We start from the raw sequence: 22,575 nt of genomic DNA on the forward strand, positions 1-22,575 counted from the left end.
ATCGCGGTATCCAGTAAAAATACTATTAGTTGTTTTTGGATCCTGTGGTCAAGCCACGGGATGACAGTCCAATAAGGCTTAAGCTACTTCTCTACTATGGTTTAAAATAAACTTCTTTATTTTTTCAAAAGCCGTATTTTCTATTTGTCTAATACGTTCCTTAGAAATATTATACTCATTGCTTAGAATATCTAGAGTTTTAGGAGTATCCGTTAATTTACGCTCTGTTAAAATACGCAGTTCCCTGTCGTTTAAAATCTTCATAGCATTTGATAGTAACTGCCTTTTACTGGTAGAATTTTGCTTATTAATAGCCATAGCTTCAGGAGTAGGGCGTGTTTCTGGTAATAGTTCTATTAATTCTCCGGATTCTGCATCGTCACTATTTATAGAGTTATTTAACGATAAATCAGGACCTGAAATTCTAGTATTCATTTCAGAAACTTCATTAACCGAAACGCCTAGCTCATCTGCTATTTGTACAAAATCATCGGTAGTAATAGCCCTTGAGTATAAATTAGTAATTTTATGCTTAACTTTATTAAGACTAAAAAATAATTTTTTTTGTGCGGCTGTTGTTCCCATCTTTACTAATGACCAAGATTTTAATATATATTCTTGTATGGCTGCTTTAATCCACCACATCGCATATGTTGATAGGCGAAAACCAAGTTCGGGATTGAATTTTTTTACTGCCTGCATTAAACCTATATTACCTTCTGAAACCAATTCGGTAATAGGAAGACCGTAAGTCCTATAGCCGCTTGCAATTTTTGCAACAAGTTTAAGATGGCTTGTTACTAATTTATGTGCAGCTTGTAAATCATTCCCTTCTAAATAGGATTTTGCTAATAACAATTCTTCTTCTTGCGTAAGTGAAGGAATTTTATTGATTTTCTGTAAGTAGCTATAAAATCCTGATTCGCTAGAAATTGCTAATGCATTAATATTATTAGTCATACTAACCTTAAAAACTATTTTTTTTATACTAACACATATATGATCTAAAATAAACTTTTTCTAGAATATTTTTAAATAAAATCAAATAATGTCTAAAAAATCCAATAAAAATTTAGCTTTTTCCTTGCTGGGATTAATAATTAGTATGGTGTTACTCAGTTTTGCTTCCGTACCTATCTATAATTTATTTTGTAAAGTTACAGGATATGGCGGCACTACTGCAAAAGAAACGGTGAGTGTATATTCTAAGGTAAAAGGCACTAAACCTATAATTATCGAGTTTGATGCTAATGTTGATAAAGATTTACCTTGGCGGTTTATTCCAAGGCAGCAAAGAGTGCAAATTGTTCCGGGGCAGAATACTCTAGTGTTCTATGAAACGGAGAATCTAAGCGATAACGATATAATAGGTACTTCCGTATATAATGTTACTCCAAATAAAGCAGGAAAATATTTCGTAAAAATTCATTGTTTTTGTTTTGAAGAACAATTATTAAAAGCCGGCGAAAGAGTCTTAATGCCGGTTACATTTTATATAGATAAGGATTTTGAGCTTGACCCTGAAATGCAAGACATTAAAGTACTTACTTTATCTTATAGTTTTTTTAAAGTACGAGAGATGTCGTCATTGCGAGGAAATTACGTAAGTAATTGACGAAGCAATCTCAGGAGTTTGTTATTATTTCATGAGATTGCCACGCTCTCTACGTTCGCTCGTAATGACGGCTTTGGAATTATGCAACAACACCGGCTCATTGAATATACTCGATAACCCATTTACGAAGTCTAACAATCGTCGGAGTATTTATAAGAGAGGTAGCAGGTAAAACTTTGCCGTTAGTATTAAAATTAATTATAGGATCTATACCGTATATGCTATACCAAGGTTTTAACGGTGAGCTATTTGAATATTTACGGTGGAACCAAGATAAAGAAGGTGTTGTTTTTTCATATTCTATTACTTTAACCGATTGTGGATTTTTATGATATATAAGGCTCAGTACCGATTGATCGGAATGATGCCATTTATATTCATCGTAATTAGGATGGATATTATAATTTTTACCTGAAAGAATTCTAATATCTTCACAACTTTTTAGCCATGTTTCAATGAAAGAACGAGAAAGCTTGGTATTACGCACAATAATAATGGCACTCCAAATGTGATCGTCATTTCTGCATTCGTCTGTAAGGCAATCCATTAAAGCAAAAGTTTCGCCTTTAACAAAACTACCGTTTTTACGATTGCGATCATGTACCAGTAATATATCATTATCGCCTAAAAGATTTGTTAAATTACTGATATGCTTTTTAATAACAAATGCTGAATCTAAATATACTATAATAGCTCCTTCTGGTGCATTTTTCATTGTTTCAAGTATAATATAAGGCTTCCATAGCCATAACCCCGCTCCTGCAGGTTCATTAAAAATTTCTTGGTTTTTTTCTATAAACGCTTGATTTATGTGCTTTTTCTTATAGTTAAATATGAAGTCTATACCTTTATTAATTGCATAATGAGTGGTTGCATTTTGATTACGATAAACATACTCCAGACCGTCGGCATAAGAAACTAAATAAATTGGTTCTTTTATGGAATTCTGAATAGATAAATCTACTTTTTGTAACGATAAGTCATTAAGAAAACCTTGACGTGCATATTCTAAAATAATCAGTATGAAATAAATTAGAGCTAATGTAATAACTGTTTTGTATAATATTTTAAATAACATATAATTTTTGCATTATTTGAAGCATTTTGTCATTCCCAGGTGGATTAGTAAAGCGTCATTGCAAGGAAATACGAAGTATTGACGAAGCAATCTCAGGAGTTTGTTATTATTTCATGAGATTGCCACGCAGCCTAGGGCTGCTTGCAATGACGAAATCGATAATTATTAGACAACGCCAATTATAGCATTTTAATATATTAAAAGATAGTGTTGTAATTTAATTATAAATTTAGTATAATTTGCTGTTTGTTTAAGGTTGGTATGATTAATTTAGGGGATAAGCAGTCTACTATAGTTGTCGCAATGTCAGGCGGGGTTGATAGTTCGGCGGTTGCCGCAATGCTGCATGAACAAGGACATAATGTTATAGGTATTACCTTGCAGCTATATGATCACGGTATGGCAGTAGGGAAGAAAAATGCCTGTTGTGCCGGTCAGGATATTTACGATGCTAAAATGGTAGCAAATAAGCTAGGTATTCCCCATTACGTACTTGATTATGAGAGCAAATTTAAAGAGTCGGTAATAGATAATTTCGTCGATAGCTATTTACAAGGTGAAACACCGCTTCCATGTGTGCAATGTAATAAATCGGTAAAGTTCAGGGATCTAATTAAAACGGCTAGAGAGCTTGGAGCAGATAAGCTTGCTACCGGTCATTATGTACGAAAAATAAACGGTGATAACGGAGCGGAATTACATACAGGGCTTGATCCAGCAAAAGATCAAAGTTATTTTTTATTTACGACAACTAAAGAGCAATTAGAATATTTACGTTTCCCTCTAGGAGGGCTTACTAAGGATGAAACACGAAAGCTTGCTAGTAAATTTGGGCTTGAGGTAGCGGATAAGCCCGACAGCCAAGATATTTGTTTCATACCTGACGGAAATTATAAGAGCGTAATAAATAAAATACGTCCAAATAGCAGTGAAAGCGGTAAAATTATTCATGTAAACGGGTTTGAGCTAGGAGAGCATAGCGGTATAATTAACTACACCATAGGGCAACGTCGTGGTCTTGGTATAGCTTATAATGAGCCTTTATATGTAGTAAAGATTGATCCTAAGGACAATATAGTATATGTAGGACCGGAGTCCGCATTAAACGTGCAGGAATTTATCATTAGAGATGTGAATTGGCTTGCAGATGAGATTAAAGATAACGAAAAGTTAGAAGTAGCAGTTAAAATTCGCTCGACAAGACCGCCGCGTCTAGCCGAAATAAGTAAACTCGGTGATGATAAAATGAAAGTAAAATTTTTATGCGAAGAAAAAGCCGTTGCCCCTGGGCAAGCATGCGTTATTTATGCCGGTGAAAGAGTACTTGGCGGCGGATGGATTACTAGAGAGATAAGGTAATTGTGTCATTGCGAGGAGCGAAGCGACGTGGCAATCTAGTTAGACCTCCTGAGATTGCCACGCTCCTTTTAGTTGCTCGTAATGAGACACAATTCACAAAAAAATAAGCTCACTAAAACAGGAGAAACTAATGAGTTTTTTAAGGAAGAAAAGTTTTGAATCAGTAAAAGAGATAGGCAGTTCAAGCGGTCTTAGCAAGACACTTGGAGCATTCGATTTAATATTACTGGGTCTTGGTGCGATGATCGGCACAGGCGTATTCGTCGTTACCGGTATAATTGCTGCTAAATATTCAGGACCTGCAGTAATGTTATCTTATGCGATTGCAGGTATTACCTGTATCTTTGTAGCGCTTGTTTATACTGAACTTGCTGCAATGCTTCCGACATCAGGAAGTATTTACACTTATTCCTATGTAGCATTTGGCGAAGTATTTGCTTGGATGATCGGTAGTGTTATAATATTAGAACTTGGTGTTGCTGCAGGAATAGTAGCTGCAGGCTGGTCGGGCTACGTACAAGGAATACTAGCAGCAGGTGGAATCAATTTACCGAAAGAATTAACTACTGTACCGACAAACGGCGGTATAATAAATTTACCGGCATTTTTAATCTCGGGATTTATTGGATTTATTTTATATTTAGGTACTAAAGATAGTAAGAGACTAAATGCAATTTTAGTTTTCATAAAAATGACTGCAATATTTGTATTTATACTCGCTGCTGCCCCTCATTTTGATGCTACTAACTGGAGTAATTTTATGCCTTTCGGTTTTAGTAATGTTTTAGTAGGTGCGTCTATTTTATTCTTAGCTTTTACGGGTTTTGGAACGATTGCAACCGCAGCTGAGGAGTGTAAAAACCCAAAACGCGATATAATGATCGGTATTATTGGCTCACTTGTTCTAACTACTATAGTTTATGTAACAATGGCAGGGCTTGTTACCGGTATTGCACCTTTTGATCAGTTAAATAACGATCAACCGCTTGCTTATGCTTTAACTATCAATAATAGCAAGATCGGCTCTGCTATTGTTGCAACCGGAGCAGTTTGCGGTATGATGACGGTGTTGATGATGAATATTTACGGTACTTCTCGTATTTTTTATGCTATTGCACGTGACGGTTTACTACCGAAAAGTTTTGCAAAGCTGCACCCAAAATATGATAGTCCGTATATTACGATTATAATATTTGCTTCTTTAGCCGCTATCCTTGGAGGATTTTGTTCTACGGAATTATTAACGCAATTAACTTCAATGGGAGCTCTTATTGATTATATAACCGTTACAATAATAGTGGTATTATTTAGGGTAACGCTACCTGATGCTCAAAGACCTTTTAGATGTCCTTTAGTATTTATTATCGTACCGTTTATTTTAATTGCTTGTGCATATTTACTATTTATTCAAATATATGACGGTGAATTTAATCTATTAACCGCAGGTCGTGCATTAATATATTGGTTTATTACAATATTTGTTTTATATATTATAAGATCGTTTTTTATGCAAAAAGAGCAGAATTAAGAGGGGGATATCCGTCATTGCGAGCGAACGTAGAGAGCATGGCAATCTCATGAAGTAGTACAAAATTCCTGAGATTGCCACGTCAAGGCTTTGCCTCTCCTCGCAATGACGAGTTAGTAGTATCCACGCAACAAAACAAAATTAACCAAATGACTGAAAAGCTGCAACCACTCCGAGGAATGAAAGATCTCTTGCCGGATGATTATAAAGTTCACGACTATATAATTAACAAAGCAAGAGATGTTGGAGTATTGTACGGCTATAAACAAATGAGTACTCCTATTGTGGAGTATACTAAAGTCTTTAACCGTTCGATGGGTGAAAGTTCTGACGTAATCAGCAAAGAAATCTATAGTTTTTTAGATAAAAGCAATGATTTCGTAGCATTACGACCTGAATTTACAGCGTGTATTATAAGAAGCCTCATCTCAAACAGATTACAACATAAATTACCATTAAAGTTTTTCGCTACCGGTCCTGTTTTTCGTTATGATAGACCGCAAGCAGGGCGTCAGAGACAATTTCACCAACTAAATTATGAGTATATCGGTGCTAAAGGAGCAATTACTGATGCTGATACTTTGAAGTTAGCCGTTGATATATTAAAAGCACTCGAAATAGAGCAGGATACTACCTTAGAGCTTAACTCTCTTGGATGTAATGAATCAAGAAGCGTTTATCAGCAAAAATTAGTAGAATATCTAAATGATTTTAAAGATCAATTATCAGAAGAAAGCAAAATAAGGTTATCCAAAAATCCAATGCGGATACTTGATTCTAAAAGTGAGACTGATCAGAAAATAATAGCAAACGCACCGGTTTTATCTGAATATTACACTGATGAATCCAAAGAATATTTTGAGGAGTTAATACAGTATCTAGATATTTTAGGTGTGAAATATAGCATAAATCCACGCTTGGTTAGAGGGCTTGATTATTATTGCCATACTGCTTTTGAATTCACTACAAAAAAGTTAGGGAGCCAATCTACTATTCTAGCTGGTGGACGTTATGACGGGCTTGCTAAAATCATGGGTAATAACGATGATGTGCCGGCTATCGGTTTTGCTGCCGGTATTGAGCGAATTGCTTTAATGCGGGAATATAATATATCTGAAGTTAAGCCAGTATTTGTATTACCTATAGGCAAAAATAATATTTGCTATGCTTTAGAAATTGTAGATAAATTGCGAACAGAAAATATTGCTATTATCATAGAATCCCTAGGTAAAATAGCTAAAAGAATGCAACGCATTTTTAATGAAAATGCTCAATTTATTATTTTTATAGGTGACGAAGAGCAGGCGAATAATAACTTAAAAATTAAAGACTTAAAAAAAGAAGAAGAATATATAGTAGATTTTGCAAAAGCTCTTGAGCTATTGAAGAAATAAGATTTTTTATTGTTATACCGTGAACCTTCCATGGTATCCATCAAAACTAACTTTAAGTAATAAGCATTTATGAATCTTGCCACAAGCTCGGCATTGCCCGCATGGCTCTTATGTTATGCCTGCATAGGTCTTGTTGTGTGGATACTGAAGGTCGTCATTGCAAGGAAAAACTGTAAGTTTTGACGAAGCAATCCAGTAAAAATTCTGATTTACAGAATTTTTTTATTATTGTTTTGGACTGCCACGCAGTCTACGACTGCTCGCAATGACAGGGCGGTATCTATGCAACAACGCCTTCGCTGGAATGACATAAAACGAGCCATGCAACAAGATCTGCAGTTGTTCACAATGGCGATTAGGTGTCTATACAATAACACCATTTAACCACGACATCTAAAAATATGATTATTATAAACGATTTAGCCATGAGTTATGGTACAAGAAATACTATTTACCGATGTAAATTTGCATATTAAAAACAATAAACGATATGGTGTAGTAGGTGCCAACGGAGCAGGTCAAACAACTTTTTTCAAAGTCTTAACTAAGGAAGAAGAGCCAGCTTTCGGTGAGATTAACATACCAAAAAACTCCAAAATAGGTTGTTTAAAACAAGATCAGTTTCTTTATGAAAATACTAAAATTATAGATACGGTAATAGCAGGGAAGAAGGAGTTATGGAAAGCTTTACAAGAAAAAGAAGAGATATTAAATCGGCAGGAATGTAGCGATGAAGATGGGTATAAGTTTGGTGAACTTGAACAGGTAATATACGATAATGACGGTTATACTGCTGAAATTTTTGCAGCTAGCTTGCTTGTAGGTCTTGGAATAGCCGAAAAATACCATTATGAGCCGCTTTCTGCGTTGTCAGAAGGTTATAAGCTTTCGTGTATTACTCGTACAAAGTCTATTTAATAATCCCGATATTTTACTACTCGACGAACCGACAAACCATCTTGATATAGAGTCAAGAGAAGCTCTTAAAAAATCTCTAATTGATTTTGATGGTACGGTAATATTAGTAACGCACGATCGGAATTCTTGCTCTTTCCCATAGGAAAAAGATTGTTGATTTTAAAGGTAAATATGATGATTATATTGAGAAATACGGCAACGATTATTTAAGTTCTACTACAAAATTATCCTAAGTTTTAGGTATTGCTCATTAAATATAGATATCGTCATTGCGAGGAGGCGTTGTTGCGTGGATACCACCACGTCATTGCGAGCAGCCATAGGCTGCGTAGCAATCTCGTCAAATATCCTGAGATTGCTTCGTCAATTGCTATGCAATTTCCTCGCAATGACAATAAAAATCGAGTCATACAACAAAGCAGAATCCTAAAGTTAATCACTCCACATTATAAAACTCCAAATGATGACCGCTAATAAACTTTTTTATTTCAGCATGGTTACCATACTCATCAACATTTAATAATAACCCTTGTTCATTAAAATATAATATATTCGTAAATAATCAGTCATCACAGTCCCACTTAGCTTTAAAAGCATTTTCTTTAATAAGTTTAACTCCGGTTACTCCGTGTTTGTGATATATTATTCCTTTTTTTAAAGCAGAAACAAAAGAGGTAACTTTACTTTTATCAAAGGTGTTATAGATTTTTTTAGACATTGTACCGTAACAATCAAATCCTCTATATTTGCCAAGAAATTTATCCGTACCTTTTGTTACTTCCTGATTATCAATTTTAATTTGATCTTCTTTAGGAATATTCCAAGAATTATTATTGAAGTTGGTAATCTTGTGAGTGGCTAGATAAAATTCATGTTTCTTTTTTAGTTGATAATATTGATGGATTTTTTTTGTATAATATTGAAGGGTTAATTGTTCTAAGTTTTCTATTGGCTTATTATCGGGGGAATAGCTTGCAATAATCCCTTCTTGTTTTTTTGACTTCATTTACTTGCATATTCTTGTACTTTTTTAGGTTATTATTTAATAAGGCGGTAACTACTCCAATTTCTAAAGTGTTTTCATTGCAAGAATCATTTTGCAGAGCATTTTCAACATTTTGGAAAATCTTTTTAGATTTTTCAGAAGTTAATTTAGTCTCGTTATCTGCTATTAAACCGGTATTAACGGCGTTAAGAACCTCTGTTTTTTCATTGGATGTTAGAGTATTATTTTGAGGTAACGTATAATTTGGGTCCACGTAACTCCGAAGTTTTATAATAGCCTTTTCATACAAATTTATTTGATGCTCAGGTATCTTATTTAAAAGATCAGAAGTCGTTTTAAATTGCTTACTACATAGGGCAAGTGAGAATGCTAGAAGTATGTTGTTTGGGGTATCACTAATTGCTTTTAGTTTTGCGGTTAATATTGATTGCTGGTTTTTGTTAATTTTTTTATTGGAAATGCTGTTATAAAAAGCCATGTATTCACAGCCATCATATATTGATGAATAGAAAGGAACTAAGGTATTTGTTTTATTACATCTAACGTCTTATAAGAAATTTCATATGGATGAGTTAACATTTCTAGAATGTATTGTATATATTCTACCGGCACATATTGTATTAAGTCATTAGCTTTATCACATTTGCCTTGTATTCTATAATTAGATCATAAATGATAGGCTGCTGTTGGATGTGTAGGTAGAAGCACAAAAGCATGTTCATAACATTTAGTGGACATATCATAGCTCCCGGTTTCTTCATAAACACGCCCTGTTCTATAATACCACTGGGCTAAAACCTGATTTTCAGTGTGAGTATTTAACGAAAAAATAGATTCTTCAAGTAAAGTTTTGACCCCTTCAAAATTTTTATTTTCCATTAATAAATCAGAGAATTGACCTGACAAATCTAAGCTGGATTTTATATACGGTACTAGTGCTTGGGTCATTTTAAGCTTAGATTCCGGTTCAATAAGCTTTAGTACGGGGAGTAGATATTCTGCACATTTGCTATATTGTTCAACTTCTTTTGCAAAGTAATTAAAATATAGATTTATTGCTGCAATTATACATTTAAATATCTCTTTAGCAGCTTCATTGTGTCTATTGAATATACTACATTGAAAGGCAAGACTCATTATTTGAATTTTGGTTAGCGTATCAGGTGGTATAGAAATGATTTTATCCGGCATCCATTTTATGAGTTCACCATCTAATTGATATTCAAAAAAGCCTGGTCTCTGTATTATTTCATAATTTTTCAACAATTCATGATTTGTGTAACTTTCATATGGATAATTAGGCATTAATTTATGTATTAGTGAATGCTTAATTTCTGTAACTTTCTTGCTACTTACTGTAGATTTTTCACTATTTAAATGTCCAAATATATAATGCATTACTTCTATAGCGGCACCAACAGTTGGTATAGATGAAAAGTTTTTATCCATTTCTACTACATCAAGACCGGAAAAGTTTTTTCTAAAATTTCTTATGTTACTTTCTGATAATATATTGAGGGTGTTATAAACCGTGATAATATCAAGCTTAAAAGTAATTGAAGGCTCTGCATTGTTCATGAATATAATTTAGTATTAGTTGGGCTTAAGAACTGCTACAATGTGATAGGAAAGGTTTAAAATTTTACATAGAATTATTATTAAAAACTTACAGTGTATGAACTTTTTATTACTGGATTCCTGCTTCTAGCTAGGAATGACATCGAGAGGCTCAATTAACTCACAAAGCAATTCTTTCTAAGTAATGTCTATTCAAACCCAAATCCAGTAAAATATTTATGAAAATATCCGGTATCATGACCTATCATTTTAACTTTATCATAATAATAAGGTGATTCAGATTCACGATATATAGTTGTGCCGTAATCCATATAGTAAATAGAATAAGATGGAAGGCCATAAGGTCTAAAAAAAGTGTCTTTACTTATAACTTTAGGAGCTTTATCGGATTTTTGTATATTTTCTGATTTCAGCATATTAATTTTCTTAATAAATGATTGTTTTATTAATATATAATTTTTATATATTATCACAAGAATAATTATAATAGCTATCTACAGAACCTAGAAATTCAGATTTATCAATTGCAGTATTATATTCATAAGGATATTCTAAATATTTTTGCAATTTTAAAGTATTTTTTTGAAACAATGGGTAATTATTTGATTGTTCGTGCTTTGATAAATTGAAATATTTTCTCGCCAAGAATTTCTTATCTTGAACATTATTAAAAGCTTTGATTTTTGAATATCTGTCTTGTTGTTTTTCTTGTAAAAAATAATCTTCATAGTCCTTATAATTCTTTGGAAGATTTAATATAAATCTAGCATATTGTTCTAACTGAAAGTTAGTTAACCAAGTAAATATAGAATATAAATTTGCTCTATAGTCCGAAGAAAAAATAACAGCAACTTCTGATTGCTTTATCTCTTCTCTTTGCTCTTTCAATAACGTTATTAGATAATATAAATAACGCTTTATTAAAATGTTTTTTATTTTCTTGAGTTTGAATGATTATATCAAACAGCTCAGTTTCTAATTCATCTGAGGTAAATAATTGTTTGTATTTTGTATTTTGTATTTATTAAGCCATGGAACAAAAGCTATAGATTCAAGTTTTTTTAAATATTGAATTAATTTATGTGCAACTTTAGATTAAATTTAAGAGCGGCATTTTATATGAAAAATTGACATAAGTCAAGAGATATTAAATTAATGGTTTAAAAATATGTGTCACCTCGTGATTTATTCACAGAATCCAGTTAAAAATACTAATAATATTAGTATTTTTAGTTGTTTTCTGGATACTGTGGTCAAGCTACGGTATGACACTGAAGTGTTTTTCAAAAGCCATACTAAATTGATGACTAAAATTTTTCACATAACCTAATGACAAAAATAAAATATGAATATATTATTTAATTTTAGAATAATTTAAATAATATATATTCAATGAGTGCAGATACTAATATTAGCGACGGTTTAGAAGTCATTACGCAAGATCATTTATCGATTTTTTCTTTAATAAGCTCCTCCGACATTATCGGTAAGTCAGTTATGCTGATGTTGCTTATTGCCTCTATTTGGTCATGGGCTATTATTTTGGATAAAATATTTAAGCTAGTGCAAGTGCAAAAAAGCATGCGGGCATTTGAAAATGTGTTTTGGTCCGGTGGAGTATTAGAGCAATTATATGAAAGCATAAAGAGGTCGGTTAATAATCCGCTAGCTTTAATTTTTGTCTCAGCTATGGATGAGTGTAAAAGCTTAAGCACTAAAGGGCTTTCTGAAGGCTTAAAAAACAACCATAAAGAGCGTATAACGGGTGCAATGTACTTAGCTCAAAATAGGGAAGTCGAAAAGCTCGAGAAAAATTTAAGCTTCTTGGCAACTGTTGGATCAAGTGCTCCTTTCGTAGGTTTATTCGGTACCGTTTGGGGGATTATGCATAGCTTCCAATCGATTGCTACTTCAAAAAATACTTCTCTTGCCGTAGTAGCTCCCGGAATTGCTGAGGCGTTACTTGCAACTGCGATAGGCTTATTTGCAGCTATTCCGGCAGTAATTTTTTATAATTATCTGATTTCCCGTATTACTCTTATCAATAATAAGATTGAAGATTTTATTAGTGAGTTAAACTCTATACTTTCTAAGGCAATTGATCAGGAGAAAATGTAATGGCTATAAAGCTTGCCGGAAGTAATAGAAAAAGTAAAAGAGCGGTAGTTAGCGAAATTAACGTTACGCCGCTTGTTGACGTGATGCTTGTGCTATTAATTATTTTTATGATTACTTCTCCAATGCTCGTGTCAGGAGTAAACGTGGATTTGCCTGAGACAAATTCAAGCCCGATTTCAGGTCAGGATGAGCCTTTGGTTGTTACGATCAATAATAAAGGCAAAATTTTCTTACTTGAAATTCCAATAGAAAGAATGCATTTAACCGACAAGCTTGCAAATATCACTAAAGAAAAAAAGGATGCTAGAATTTTTGTAAGAGGCGATAGAAATGTTTCTTATGGGCAGGTAGTAGAGATAGTTGCCGAAATTCATGCTGCCGGCTTTTCTCGTGTAGCTCTTATTTCAAATATTAAAAATAATGAAAAGTAATCAAAATAAGGATAATTTTACGGTTTTCCTTAGCTTCTCTATTGTTCTGCACTTACTTCTTTTATATTTTTTTCTATTCGGTATGCCGTCACTTTTTGAAAAATTACCGGAAGAGCAAACTATAACTTTTGAAATGTTACCTGTTAGCGATAAATCAAATATTATCACTCAGACAAAGCAAAAAGAAGCCCCTATAGAAAACGAAGACGCTAAAAAATCTGAGCAGAGTAAGCCAAAAGAAGAACCGCAAGATTTGCCTAAAGAAGAAAAAGCAAAAGAGCCTGAGGCTAAAACAATGGAAGCAAAGCCTAAAATAGAAGAGAAAAAACCTATAGAAGAACCAAAGTCTGAAGAAGCAAAAGAAGCGTTACCTGAGAAGAAAGAAGAAGTAAAGGAAGAAAAACCTAAAGAAGAAGAAAAAAAACAAGCAGAAGAAAAGAAGAAGCCCGAAGAAAAGAAAGAGGAAACGAAACCGGCTGAGAAACCTAAAGATGTGAAGAAAAAAGAGCCTAAAACCGATGAGCTTGATTCTTTGCTGAAGCATTTAGAGCAATCTTCAGAAGGGGATAATGTAAAATCCAATAAGCATCAAAGGTCAAAAAAAGCTGATAATGTACAAGAAGCTAAAGGGGTTTATACGGATGGGCTGCGTCTTTCCGATAGTGAAACATCTTTGATAAAAAGACAGATTGAAAGACATTGGAGTAATGTACCGGCAGGAGTTAGAGGTAATAATAAGGTAAAAGTCATTATTAGTATTACGCTAGATAAAGCAGGTAATGTTGAGCAGGCAAAGGTTAACAAAAAAATCTGTCCTAATATTCCGGCTAGTGTTTGTGAAGCTTTGGCAGATAATGCAATTAGAGCGGTATGGCAAGCAAGCCCTATCGAAAACCTTGACTCTGCACGCTTTAACCATTGGAAAGAGATTAATTTTAGCTTTGATCCAAGTAAATTGTAGGTTGGGCATTGCCTGCGTGGATACCACCCCGTCATTACGAGCAGTCGTAGACTGCATGGCAATCTCATGAAATAATAACAAACTCCTGAGATTGCTTCATCAATTATTTCATAATTTCCTCGCAATGACTATTTTCGAGCCACGTAGGTAAGCCTTTCGCAGGAATGACATTAAGAACCATGCAATAATTAAAAAATATTATTCATCATGTTCGTGGTGATCACCGATTAATTCAAGCCCCATATCTTTTGGCTCATTATTGAAACAACAGTAGCAGCAATAACCAAACAAGAATAATAAGGTTGCTTCCATTAAAAATAGGGTCAAAGCAGCATTACTAGAGCTTGCTAACTCATATTCTGAAGGTAATAAATCTGTAGGGATGTCTTTGTTCATAAAACTTAGTTATTATGTTTACTATTTGTAAATAAAAAAACTCTATAACTTTGTCTATTAAAATTACATTTATTTCACAAAGTTTTAAGAGCAGGATAAGTAAATAATAATACATGGCATAAATTTAGACCGAAATGAACTATCACAGAGCATAATATTTTGCCTGTTTTATAATATGCATAACCATAGAAAAAACCGCATATAGTGCTTAAAGCTATATATTCTGCCTTGAAAATATGTAATCCCAAATATTAAAGATGCTATAATAACAGCTAAAATCTGCTGTTTTGGTAAAAGATTTTGTAATGTTCTTTTTAAAAAACCCTCGAAAGAATACTTCCTACGCCATACAGACGAAAAAGAAATATTGTTGTAATGAGAAAAATGTAGGTGATAGTTAAGAATGACATATAAACCTTTGTAAAAAACTATTTTTAATATATAGTTATTTTTTAGCATTAAAAATAGAAAATTTATTAAATATAGAGATTTTTAATAAATAATAATTGGATTTTAAAAAGAAAATATAAAAGATAATCATCAAAAAAACCAATAAAATAAATAAATAAATATATATATATATATATATTTATATTTATAATATATATATAATGGGACGATTGTATGAAAGATATAGAATATTGGGAAAAAAATTTTGAAAGCTGTAAATATTCAGATCAATTAATCGAAAGGCTTTTATTTTTAAATACCCAAGTCAAACAACCTATCGATATTAGAGAAGTTCAAAAAGGTATTTATTATGCTCGTAAATATCATGGTGAGCAAATGCGTCAATCAGGTGACCCTTATTATTCTCATCCAATCGCAGTAACGATTATGGTAGCGGAATTTGTAGCAAAAGAAGTGCCTAAACTCTTTACTTTTAGAATGCTACAAGCTGCATTACTTCATGACACTATTGAAGATACTGAACTTACTGAAGAAATAATTAGCAATATTTTTGATGAAGAAGTAGCAAGGCATGTAGCAGGTCTAACTAGAATTAAACCTTGGGGCAAAATAAGTAGCGAGAAAAGTCTTATTTTATTAATTAAACAAAAAAGATACGATACTGCTCTTATAAAACTTTTTGATAGAATACATAATTTACAAACTTTGGAAGCAAAATCGCCTGAAAAAGCTCATAAAATAATTAAAGAGACATTAAAAAGCTTTTTAGTGTTAAGTGAAATACTTGAAATACCTTCAGTTTCAGAGCTTATATATGCTGAATGTTATAAAAATAATTTAAAATTTAATATAAATTCTACTTTTAATAAAATTATAAATTTCGATTCGTTTCCATTTTCTCAAAATAAGTTACTCCCATAAAAAAAGTTATACCTACCGGAATGAAAATTAAAAATAATCCCCAATATCCTAGATAATTGGTAATATAAACTAAACCAAATGACGTTATAATATAAGTAAATAATTTTGCTATTGCACTTAGCATACTAGTATATGTAAATCTCTTAAAAACCGGAAAATATTTATAAAATATAGGAGCTGCTGGTACGTGATCAAATACGAATAATGCAGCTAAACATTGAAAAATAAAAATATATAAAGGAGTAGGGTTATAATTTAACATTATAGGAAAAAAAATGAGAGAGGTAAAAAATAGATATAATTTTACCTTTAGGATTTTTAAAGGATGGATTTTATAGCTAATAAATGCAAGACCGATAATACCGAGTAAATCTATTATAGATACCCAAAAATTTTGATTTATAATTTGATTTGGAGTAAATCCACATTCTCTTGTTAATATATCACCGCAATATATATATACGAAATAAAAACACGGTGGTCTAGCACACTGGATAAAGAAATACCAAATAGAAGTGGTGTTTGGAACTTTTTGATCTAGAATATCTTTATCAATTTCTTCAAGCATAATATTATTTTCTTGAAGTCTTAGTTTTAATTGGTTTCTTTTATTTGAAAATGCCTCTGCTTCTTTTAAACTAGTCCTTGCAATAGTACCTACAAAAGCGATAGTTGCACCAACGAAAAAGGCTATACGCCAACTTGACTCATGGTGATAAATATTTTGATTAGTAAAAATTGATGCAATACCTAGTGCTACCGTAGTGCCTACGGCAGAAAATACGGTTATAATTGTTACTAATGGATATTGTATAGGAGGAGATGAATTTTCGGTTAAGTACAGCTCTGCACCTCGTGCTTCTGCAGTTGCTGACATACCTTGAATTATACGACATATAGTAAGAACCCAAGAGGCTGTTATACCTATCTGTGCATATGTTGGCATGCTGCCTATAATCACACAAGTAATAGCCATTAATAGGGTAGTTAAAACAACTACAATCTTACGTCCAAAATGATCGCCTATATACCCAAATATTAATGCTCCTATAGGTCTTAGCAAATAGGTAGAACAGAAAGAAAAGGCAGTAAGCAACGAAAAAGTGAAAGGATCATATTCCGGAAAAAATAAATTATTTAAAAGCACCGCCATATGCACATAAAGCATAAGGTCAAAATACTCTAGAAATGTACCTATAGAAAGTAATCCGACTGCTTGTTTTTGTTCTCTATTTAAACTTCTTTGTTCTTTTTCGTATCCTAACATAACCTTTGTATATTAATTAGATTACAAAATACGCTATACTGCTTTTGATTCAAAGTCAATAAAGGATTAAGAATTTTTAATAAATATTGTAAATATTTAGGTTTCGTAAAGTTATCTAACTTAAAATTTTCAAATTATCTATTTTTCTCTGAAAGCTTTAAATGCAGTATCAGTAACGGGATCAAGTAAATATCTAAGTAGTGTTCTAGTACCTGTTACGATTTGTACCTCAGCTTGCATACCGGGGTGTAATTCAAGATTTTTAACTTTAGCAACTTTGTTAAATTCATCCATATCGATTTCAACTCTTGCAACATAATAATTATCTTGCTGTTGTCCCGGATGCTGTCTTTCATCTTGTACGATATCGGGAGATATGCTTACTACTTTACCGGTAAATGTTGGAGTTGTTCTTGATTTAAATGCACTAAAACGTATTTTTGCAACTAATCCCTCATGTACTGAGTCAATGTTTTTTTGAGATACCTTTGCTTCTATTATTAATGGGTCATTAGTTGGCGAAATTTCCATAATAGGTTGTCCGTGACTTATAACACCGCCTATTGTATGATATTTTAAATTATTAACTATACCGTCAACAGGTGATCTGATTATCACACGATTAAGCGAATCCGTCAGGGCATTATATTTTTCTTTAAGAGATGCGGTTTGTACTTGAGCTTCACGAAGCTCTGTTAAAGTCCGTTCAGTGTATTTATTTTGTTGATTTATAATTTTAATTTGAGTTTCGGTAATAGCATGGCGTATTCCTGCTATTTCGGCTTCAGTTGTTGCAACATCGCTTTTTGAAGCGGCAACTTTTGCCTCTTGGTCTAATAAGGCTGCTTTTTGTATAAAGCCTTTTTCTTTTAACGTTCTTAAAGCTTTTAAACGGTCTTGATAAACTTCAGCAGTTTTGGAGGCGGCAACTTTTTTTGCTTCTAAACCTTCAATTTTTTTCTCAAGTTGAGCAATATTTTGATGTAATGCATCTTTCTCTGAGTTATATACTTCTTTTCTAGATCTAAATAAATTTTCCTGCGTATGAATTATTTTAGCTACTTCCGGTAAATTGATATCCTGCATTAGAAAATCAGAGAATTCGATTTGTTCTAAATTATCACGTTCGGCAATTAAACGATTTTCAGTTGCTAAAAAATTACGGTACTGACCAAGAATATTTTCATGTTCGCTTTTTATTCTAGTTTCTTCAAGCTCTATTAATTTATCGCCTTCTTTGACTTTATCACCTTGCTTCACATAAATAGCATTGATTATTCCGCCTTCATGATGTTGAATCGTTTTTTTATTTGTGCTTGGCATTACGATACCGACAGCTACAGCACCACTATCAAGTGGAGCAAGAGCTGACCATAATCCACCTATTAATACTAAAAAGATCATAACATAAATACCGAAAAGTATAGGTGATCTTGCAGCTTGGGCTACGTTATTACGATCTTTATCGGTTTTCTTGGTAATAAAATTAACAAACCTATCAAGTTTTACTAATAAGAATTCTATAGCATGAGAGGTTTTCTTTAATGTAGTATTTATTAAAGCTTTACGTTTAGAACTTTGACCTTTAAGATTTAACGCATCTTCTCTTAAGGACAATAATTGTTTTAAGTGTTCCGGAGTAATTTGAGGTTTATTGTGTTTTAAGTCCTGCATAATATTTAATCATTATTATATTTAGTCAGTATTGTTTGTATTTTGCGTCATTGCGAGGAAATTACGAAGTAATTGACGAAGCAATCTCGATAGAATTCATGAGATTGCCACGCTCACTAAAGTTCCCTCACAATGATGATTTGGAAGCCATGCAACAATGCCAATCAAGTCACGATATGACATTTTAGTTATTAATATGAATTGTACCGCTTTTTAAAGTTTTAAAGTGTTTTTGAATCTCTTCTTCCGTTCCGTAAACTGCAACGGCTCCATCCTGTAATATTAGAATTTTATCAACAACGGATAATACGGATGGTCTATGTGAAATTACAAGAACTGCTATTCCTTTAAGTTTTGCTTGTTTTAAGGCACTTGCAAGGGCAACTTCACCTGCCTCATCTAAATTAGCATTAGGCTCATCTAAAATGATGAGTTTTGGATTACCGTAAAAAGCTCTAGCAAGCCCGATACGCTGTCTTTGACCACCTGATAGATTAGAGCCTGCAGGACCGATATCAGAATCATAACCGTCAGGGAATCTTAATATCATTTCATGAGCTCCGGCTATTTTAGCTGCTTCAATAACTTTTTGCGGATCGGCATCTTCTTCCATTCTAGCTATATTTTGTTTAATACTACCGCTAAAAAGTTCTATTCCTTGAGGAAGATAGCCGACATGTCTACCGAAATCTTCTCTATTCCAACGATAAATTTCAGCACTATCTAAACGTACGGAACCTGATGATTCTTTCCATACCCCGACTATGATTTTAGCTAAAGTTGATTTTCCTGTAGCCGAAGGACCGATAATTGCTAAAACTTCGCCCGGTTGTACTGCAAAACTAACGCCTTTTAAGATATATTTCGGTACGGGAGGTTGCGGTAAATATTGCGGTATAGGGTGAGCATAATAAATATTTTCAACAGTAAGATGACCATCAACGTTCGGAATTGGCATCGTTTCGTCTCTAGAAGAATAAGTGTTAAATAAATTATTAATGTTTTTGTATGATTTAATAGCACCGCTCATACTTTTCCATAAATCAATAGCATTATCGAAAGGAGCAAGAGCTCTACCGACTATGATAGAACTCATAATCATATTACCGGGAGTCATATCTGCACTGTGAGATTTTACAACAATGTAAGCACCGACTCCGGTAACAGCCATTTGCATTATATTACGGATAAACCTTGAAAAGTTAGAAATAACACCGTTACGATAGCTAGCAACCGATTGCTTATCAAGTGCTAATATGTTAAATTTATGCCAATTTTTTGTAACATTCTTCATCATTCCCATTGCTTCAATTGCTTCTGCATTTCTGTTTGCAATATCGGCTTGTGTCATACCTTTGATCGAAAATTCGGTAGCTTCACCAAGTGTTTTATTAGTAGCTGCAGCGTTAAAGAAAGCGGTTGAAACTATTATAATTGCACCAAAAACGGTAATAAGACCGATATATGGATGAATTGAAAAAATAACCGCAATATAGATAAGGCTCCAAGGGGCATCGAATAAAGTATTAATTCCGGTACTTGTTAGGAATGTTTTGACGGCTTGAAAATCACGTAATAATTGGCTAGAACCCATATTTGCTCGTGTTGCAGCTGCAGAAATTGAAGAAGCAAAAATTACGGGAGCTACTGTTCTATCAAGCCATTCTCCTACCTTTATAAGTGTAAAAGAACGAGCAATTTGTAATAATCCGTAAACAAAATAAATATATGCGATTATTATTGATAAAAATAATAATGTTTGTAGATTACCGCTTCCAAGGACTCTATCAAGAACTTGTAGTGAGTAAAGAGGAGTAATTAACATTAGTAAGTTGATTACAAAAGCAAACCAAAAGACTATCCAAAAAGCTGTTCTACATTCGCCTAATGCTATTACTAGTGGGTTTTTTTTATTTAGATTATTATTTTTATTATCCATATTAGTTATATTATAAATAATTATTAATTAATTCTTCAGCAATTTGAACACTGTTTAAAGCTGCTCCTTTACGTAAGTTATCACATGTGATCCATAGATTTATCGTATTATCTCTACTTACGTCATTTCTAATTCGGGAGACATATACGGCATCTTCGCCTACCACTTCAACGGGTGAGATATACGCAAGGTAATTATTATTAGAAATTGTAACAATTCCATCGGCATCTTGTAATATTTCTTCGACTTCTTTGGCATCAATTTTGTCGTTAAATTCTATGTTAACCGATATAGAATGACCGATAAATACTGGTACTCTAACAGAAGTAACGCTAGCTTTAAAGTGATTACCTATAATTTTGTTTAGTTCAGAAGCAATTTTTGCTTCTTCACTTGTATAGCCATCTTTATTTAAATCACCTATATGAGGAAAAAGATTAAATGCAATCTGTTTTGGAAATTTCTTAGGATCATTCTCTCCAAAAACATATTTAGATTTTGTTTGGTCGTAGAGTTCGTCCATTCCTGCTTTACCTGCTCCTGATACTGATTGATAAGTAGATATCACTACTCTTTTAATCTTTATTTCATTATCTAGCGGTTTTAATGCTACTGCAAGCGGAATGACGATACAGTTAGGGTTAGCTATGATATTTTTAGTATTAAACTCTTTAAGTGTTGATAAATTAACCTCAGGTACAATTAACGGCACTTGATTATCAACTCTAAAAAGTGAGGATTTGTCGATAACTACACAATTACTAGCAGTAGCTTTTGGTATAAATTCTTTTGACACTTCTGAACCTGCACAAAAAAAAGCAATATCGATATCGTCAAAATGTAAACTTTTTAAACTATTAATTTGTAGTATTTTTTCTCCAAAGCTTACTTCCCGCCCTAGAGAGTTATCTGAAGCTATAGCATAAACTTTATTAATGGGGAAATTACGCTCAGCTAGAATATTTAGAGTTTCACGCCCTACATTTCCTGTAGCTCCGATTACTGCAATATTGTATTTTTTAGTCATTATTTATTAATCCGATGAGTTTTTCACCTCCGATAATATGGAAATGGAAATGAAAAATAGTTTGTCCCGATTTCTCGCCTTTATTAGTTATTAAACGATAACCGTCTTTATCTAAACCCGCTTCATTTGCTATATCAGAAAGTTTAGCAAAAAAATGTTTTATTTCGTCTATAGAAGCTTTAGAGATGAAATCGGCATAATCTATATATTCGTTTTTAGGTATAACGATAATATGTACAGGTGCTACGGGTGCTATATCTTTGAATGCTAAAATTTGTTCGTCTTCATAAATTATTTCTGCCGGAAGATTTTTACCTATGATTTTTGCAAAAACATTTTCTTTGTTATATATCATTTTATTCCTGTTAAAAGCTTTATTGTATGGTTTAATTTTCCGTCATTGCGAGTAAAAAATGTAAGTTTTGATGAAGCAATCCAGTAAGAAATGCTAATTTTAGCATTTCTTTAATTTTTTTCTGGATTGCCGTGCAGTCTACGACTGCTCGCAATGACGATTTAATATTTATGAAACCACGTTGCTGTTAAACAAGCATACTACGTTTTAGAAATTTTAATTCAGCTTCAATTCTAGAGTTGGCAATTATTATATCTTCTAGTCGGTAATTATTTCTTTTTAAATAATTTTCTCTAATATCTGAAGCAAAAAAGCCGAAGCCTAATATTAAGACTATCTTAAATATAAACTTTAACTCTTCGATATTAATCGCCGTAACGATTATATTCGCTATTACGGCAATAGCAACAATTAACCACATTTTATGGTATAATGCCCAAAATATACTTAAAAGAGCCGCTATCCATGAAAAGCCTTCTGCAATAACAATAAAATTATTATTTTTTTGTGTGGAGTTAATGTATATTGCGTATATATTCATTATTTAAGTTTAAGCCTTGAAAATTCAAGGGACAATAATTAATTAAATTGGATTAGTC

At 32.7% G+C, this 22,575-nt stretch carries 24 protein-coding genes and 1 pseudogene; 10 read left to right on the forward strand and 15 right to left on the reverse strand.

Going from position 1 to position 22,575, the window contains the following annotated elements; all coding sequences use genetic code 11:
• Positions 1-78 precede the first annotated feature (78 nt).
• Positions 79-960 carry an RNA polymerase sigma factor RpoH gene (rpoH, locus tag RSL_RS02125; protein ID WP_012736778.1) on the reverse strand — a complete coding sequence of 294 codons (882 nt, stop codon included), beginning with the start codon at positions 958-960 and terminating at the stop codon, positions 79-81.
• Between the two features lie 88 nt (positions 961-1,048).
• On the opposite strand from rpoH, the gene RSL_RS02130 reads away from it, so the two are divergent.
• A complete protein-coding gene (locus tag RSL_RS02130; RefSeq protein ID WP_004996151.1) occupies positions 1,049-1,615 on the forward strand; it encodes a cytochrome c oxidase assembly protein in 567 nt (188 codons plus the stop codon).
• Between the two features lie 97 nt (positions 1,616-1,712).
• On the opposite strand, the gene RSL_RS02135 is transcribed toward RSL_RS02130, so the two are convergent.
• Positions 1,713-2,693 (reverse strand): hypothetical protein, encoded by a 981-nt coding sequence (locus RSL_RS02135; protein ID WP_014273348.1) that lies wholly within the window; start codon positions 2,691-2,693, stop codon positions 1,713-1,715.
• A 261-nt stretch (positions 2,694-2,954) separates the two neighbouring features.
• Between RSL_RS02135 and mnmA the strand changes: the two genes are divergently transcribed.
• The 5 genes and pseudogenes from mnmA to RSL_RS09820 all read left to right on the forward strand — a co-directional run.
• Complete coding sequence (gene mnmA, locus RSL_RS02140) at positions 2,955-4,052, forward strand: tRNA 2-thiouridine(34) synthase MnmA (protein WP_014410544.1); 1,098 nt, start codon at positions 2,955-2,957, stop codon at positions 4,050-4,052.
• A gap of 130 nt (positions 4,053-4,182) precedes the next feature.
• Positions 4,183-5,580, forward strand: a complete 1,398-nt coding sequence (locus RSL_RS02145; RefSeq protein WP_004996146.1) for an amino acid permease — start codon at positions 4,183-4,185, stop codon at positions 5,578-5,580.
• A 149-nt stretch (positions 5,581-5,729) separates the two neighbouring features.
• Positions 5,730-6,974 (forward strand): histidine--tRNA ligase, encoded by a 1,245-nt coding sequence (gene hisS / locus RSL_RS02150; protein ID WP_014419759.1) that lies wholly within the window; start codon positions 5,730-5,732, stop codon positions 6,972-6,974.
• 432 nt (positions 6,975-7,406) lie between these two features.
• Entirely contained in the window at positions 7,407-7,892 is a 486-nt protein-coding gene (locus RSL_RS09500; protein WP_014419760.1) for an ATP-binding cassette domain-containing protein, read from the forward strand.
• Between the two features lie 260 nt (positions 7,893-8,152).
• Positions 8,153-8,298 (forward strand): annotated as a pseudogene (locus tag RSL_RS09820) (polysaccharide polymerase); the annotation flags it as partial.
• Between the two features lie 156 nt (positions 8,299-8,454).
• Here the strand turns inward: RSL_RS09820 and RSL_RS02160 are convergent.
• The 5 genes from RSL_RS02160 to RSL_RS08565 all read right to left on the reverse strand — a co-directional run bounded on the left by RSL_RS02160 (position 8,455) and on the right by RSL_RS08565 (position 11,364).
• Positions 8,455-8,898: a hypothetical protein gene (locus RSL_RS02160; protein WP_014273351.1), complete on the reverse strand. Its 444-nt coding sequence runs from the start codon at positions 8,896-8,898 to the stop codon at positions 8,455-8,457.
• The gene (locus RSL_RS02165; RefSeq protein ID WP_014273352.1) at positions 8,849-9,376 is read right to left on the reverse strand and encodes a hypothetical protein; all 528 of its coding nucleotides are present in this window, start codon (positions 9,374-9,376) and stop codon (positions 8,849-8,851) included. The genes RSL_RS02160 and RSL_RS02165 overlap by 50 nt, the downstream gene beginning before the upstream one ends.
• A 188-nt stretch (positions 9,377-9,564) precedes the next feature.
• Positions 9,565-10,476, reverse strand: a complete 912-nt coding sequence (locus RSL_RS02170) for a hypothetical protein (protein WP_014273353.1) — start codon at positions 10,474-10,476, stop codon at positions 9,565-9,567.
• A 188-nt stretch (positions 10,477-10,664) separates the two neighbouring features.
• Positions 10,665-10,892: a hypothetical protein gene (locus RSL_RS02175; RefSeq protein WP_041472146.1), complete on the reverse strand. Its 228-nt coding sequence runs from the start codon at positions 10,890-10,892 to the stop codon at positions 10,665-10,667.
• A 43-nt stretch (positions 10,893-10,935) separates the two neighbouring features.
• Positions 10,936-11,364 carry a hypothetical protein gene (locus tag RSL_RS08565; protein WP_014419763.1) on the reverse strand — a complete coding sequence of 143 codons (429 nt, stop codon included), beginning with the start codon at positions 11,362-11,364 and terminating at the stop codon, positions 10,936-10,938.
• A 504-nt stretch (positions 11,365-11,868) separates the two neighbouring features.
• Here RSL_RS08565 and tolQ point away from each other — a divergent pair.
• Genes tolQ through RSL_RS02195 form a run of 3 tightly spaced genes read left to right on the forward strand, consistent with a single transcriptional unit; the run spans position 11,869 to position 13,986 of the window.
• A complete protein-coding gene (gene tolQ, locus RSL_RS02185) occupies positions 11,869-12,594 on the forward strand; it encodes a protein TolQ (protein WP_004996137.1) in 726 nt (241 codons plus the stop codon).
• On the forward strand, positions 12,594-13,025 hold the full coding sequence (tolR, locus tag RSL_RS02190; RefSeq protein ID WP_004996134.1) for a protein TolR: 432 nt from the start codon (positions 12,594-12,596) through the stop codon (positions 13,023-13,025). The genes tolQ and tolR overlap by 1 nt, the downstream gene beginning before the upstream one ends.
• Positions 13,015-13,986 (forward strand): cell envelope integrity protein TolA, encoded by a 972-nt coding sequence (locus RSL_RS02195; protein WP_014419764.1) that lies wholly within the window; start codon positions 13,015-13,017, stop codon positions 13,984-13,986. Before tolR ends, RSL_RS02195 begins: the two co-directional genes overlap by 11 nt.
• Before the next feature lie 198 nt (positions 13,987-14,184).
• On the opposite strand, the gene RSL_RS02200 is transcribed toward RSL_RS02195, so the two are convergent.
• Together RSL_RS02200 and RSL_RS07510 are read right to left on the reverse strand one after the other, a co-directional pair.
• The gene (locus RSL_RS02200) at positions 14,185-14,382 is read right to left on the reverse strand and encodes a hypothetical protein (protein WP_014273355.1); all 198 of its coding nucleotides are present in this window, start codon (positions 14,380-14,382) and stop codon (positions 14,185-14,187) included.
• A 74-nt stretch (positions 14,383-14,456) separates the two neighbouring features.
• Positions 14,457-14,630: a CPBP family glutamic-type intramembrane protease gene (locus RSL_RS07510; protein WP_014419765.1), complete on the reverse strand. Its 174-nt coding sequence runs from the start codon at positions 14,628-14,630 to the stop codon at positions 14,457-14,459.
• Positions 14,631-15,006: 376 nt separating this feature from the next.
• Between RSL_RS07510 and RSL_RS02205 the strand changes: the two genes are divergently transcribed.
• The gene (locus RSL_RS02205; protein WP_004996129.1) at positions 15,007-15,714 is read left to right on the forward strand and encodes an HD domain-containing protein; all 708 of its coding nucleotides are present in this window, start codon (positions 15,007-15,009) and stop codon (positions 15,712-15,714) included.
• On the opposite strand, the gene RSL_RS02210 is transcribed toward RSL_RS02205, so the two are convergent.
• The 6 genes from RSL_RS02210 to RSL_RS02235 form a co-directional block, all read right to left on the reverse strand.
• Positions 15,665-16,981 carry an MFS transporter gene (locus tag RSL_RS02210; RefSeq protein WP_014273356.1) on the reverse strand — a complete coding sequence of 439 codons (1,317 nt, stop codon included), beginning with the start codon at positions 16,979-16,981 and terminating at the stop codon, positions 15,665-15,667. The genes RSL_RS02205 and RSL_RS02210 overlap by 50 nt on opposite strands.
• Before the next feature lie 138 nt (positions 16,982-17,119).
• Positions 17,120-18,655, reverse strand: coding sequence for an HlyD family type I secretion periplasmic adaptor subunit (locus RSL_RS02215; protein ID WP_014273357.1), 1,536 nt, complete (start codon positions 18,653-18,655; stop codon positions 17,120-17,122).
• 184 nt (positions 18,656-18,839) lie between these two features.
• Positions 18,840-20,594, reverse strand: a complete 1,755-nt coding sequence (locus RSL_RS02220) for a type I secretion system permease/ATPase (RefSeq protein ID WP_014273358.1) — start codon at positions 20,592-20,594, stop codon at positions 18,840-18,842.
• Positions 20,595-20,604: 10 nt separating this feature from the next.
• A complete protein-coding gene (gene asd, locus RSL_RS02225; protein WP_014273359.1) occupies positions 20,605-21,621 on the reverse strand; it encodes an aspartate-semialdehyde dehydrogenase in 1,017 nt (338 codons plus the stop codon).
• Entirely contained in the window at positions 21,614-21,973 is a 360-nt protein-coding gene (locus tag RSL_RS02230) for an HIT domain-containing protein (RefSeq protein ID WP_012150637.1), read from the reverse strand. Before RSL_RS02230 ends, asd begins: the two co-directional genes overlap by 8 nt.
• Positions 21,974-22,163: 190 nt before the next feature.
• A complete protein-coding gene (locus tag RSL_RS02235) occupies positions 22,164-22,517 on the reverse strand; it encodes a DUF2628 domain-containing protein (protein WP_004996102.1) in 354 nt (117 codons plus the stop codon).
• Between the last annotated feature and the right edge of the window lie 58 nt (positions 22,518-22,575).

The sequence above is a fragment of the Rickettsia slovaca 13-B genome, from assembly GCF_000237845.1.
Classification (GTDB): Bacteria; Pseudomonadota; Alphaproteobacteria; order Rickettsiales; family Rickettsiaceae; genus Rickettsia; species Rickettsia rickettsii.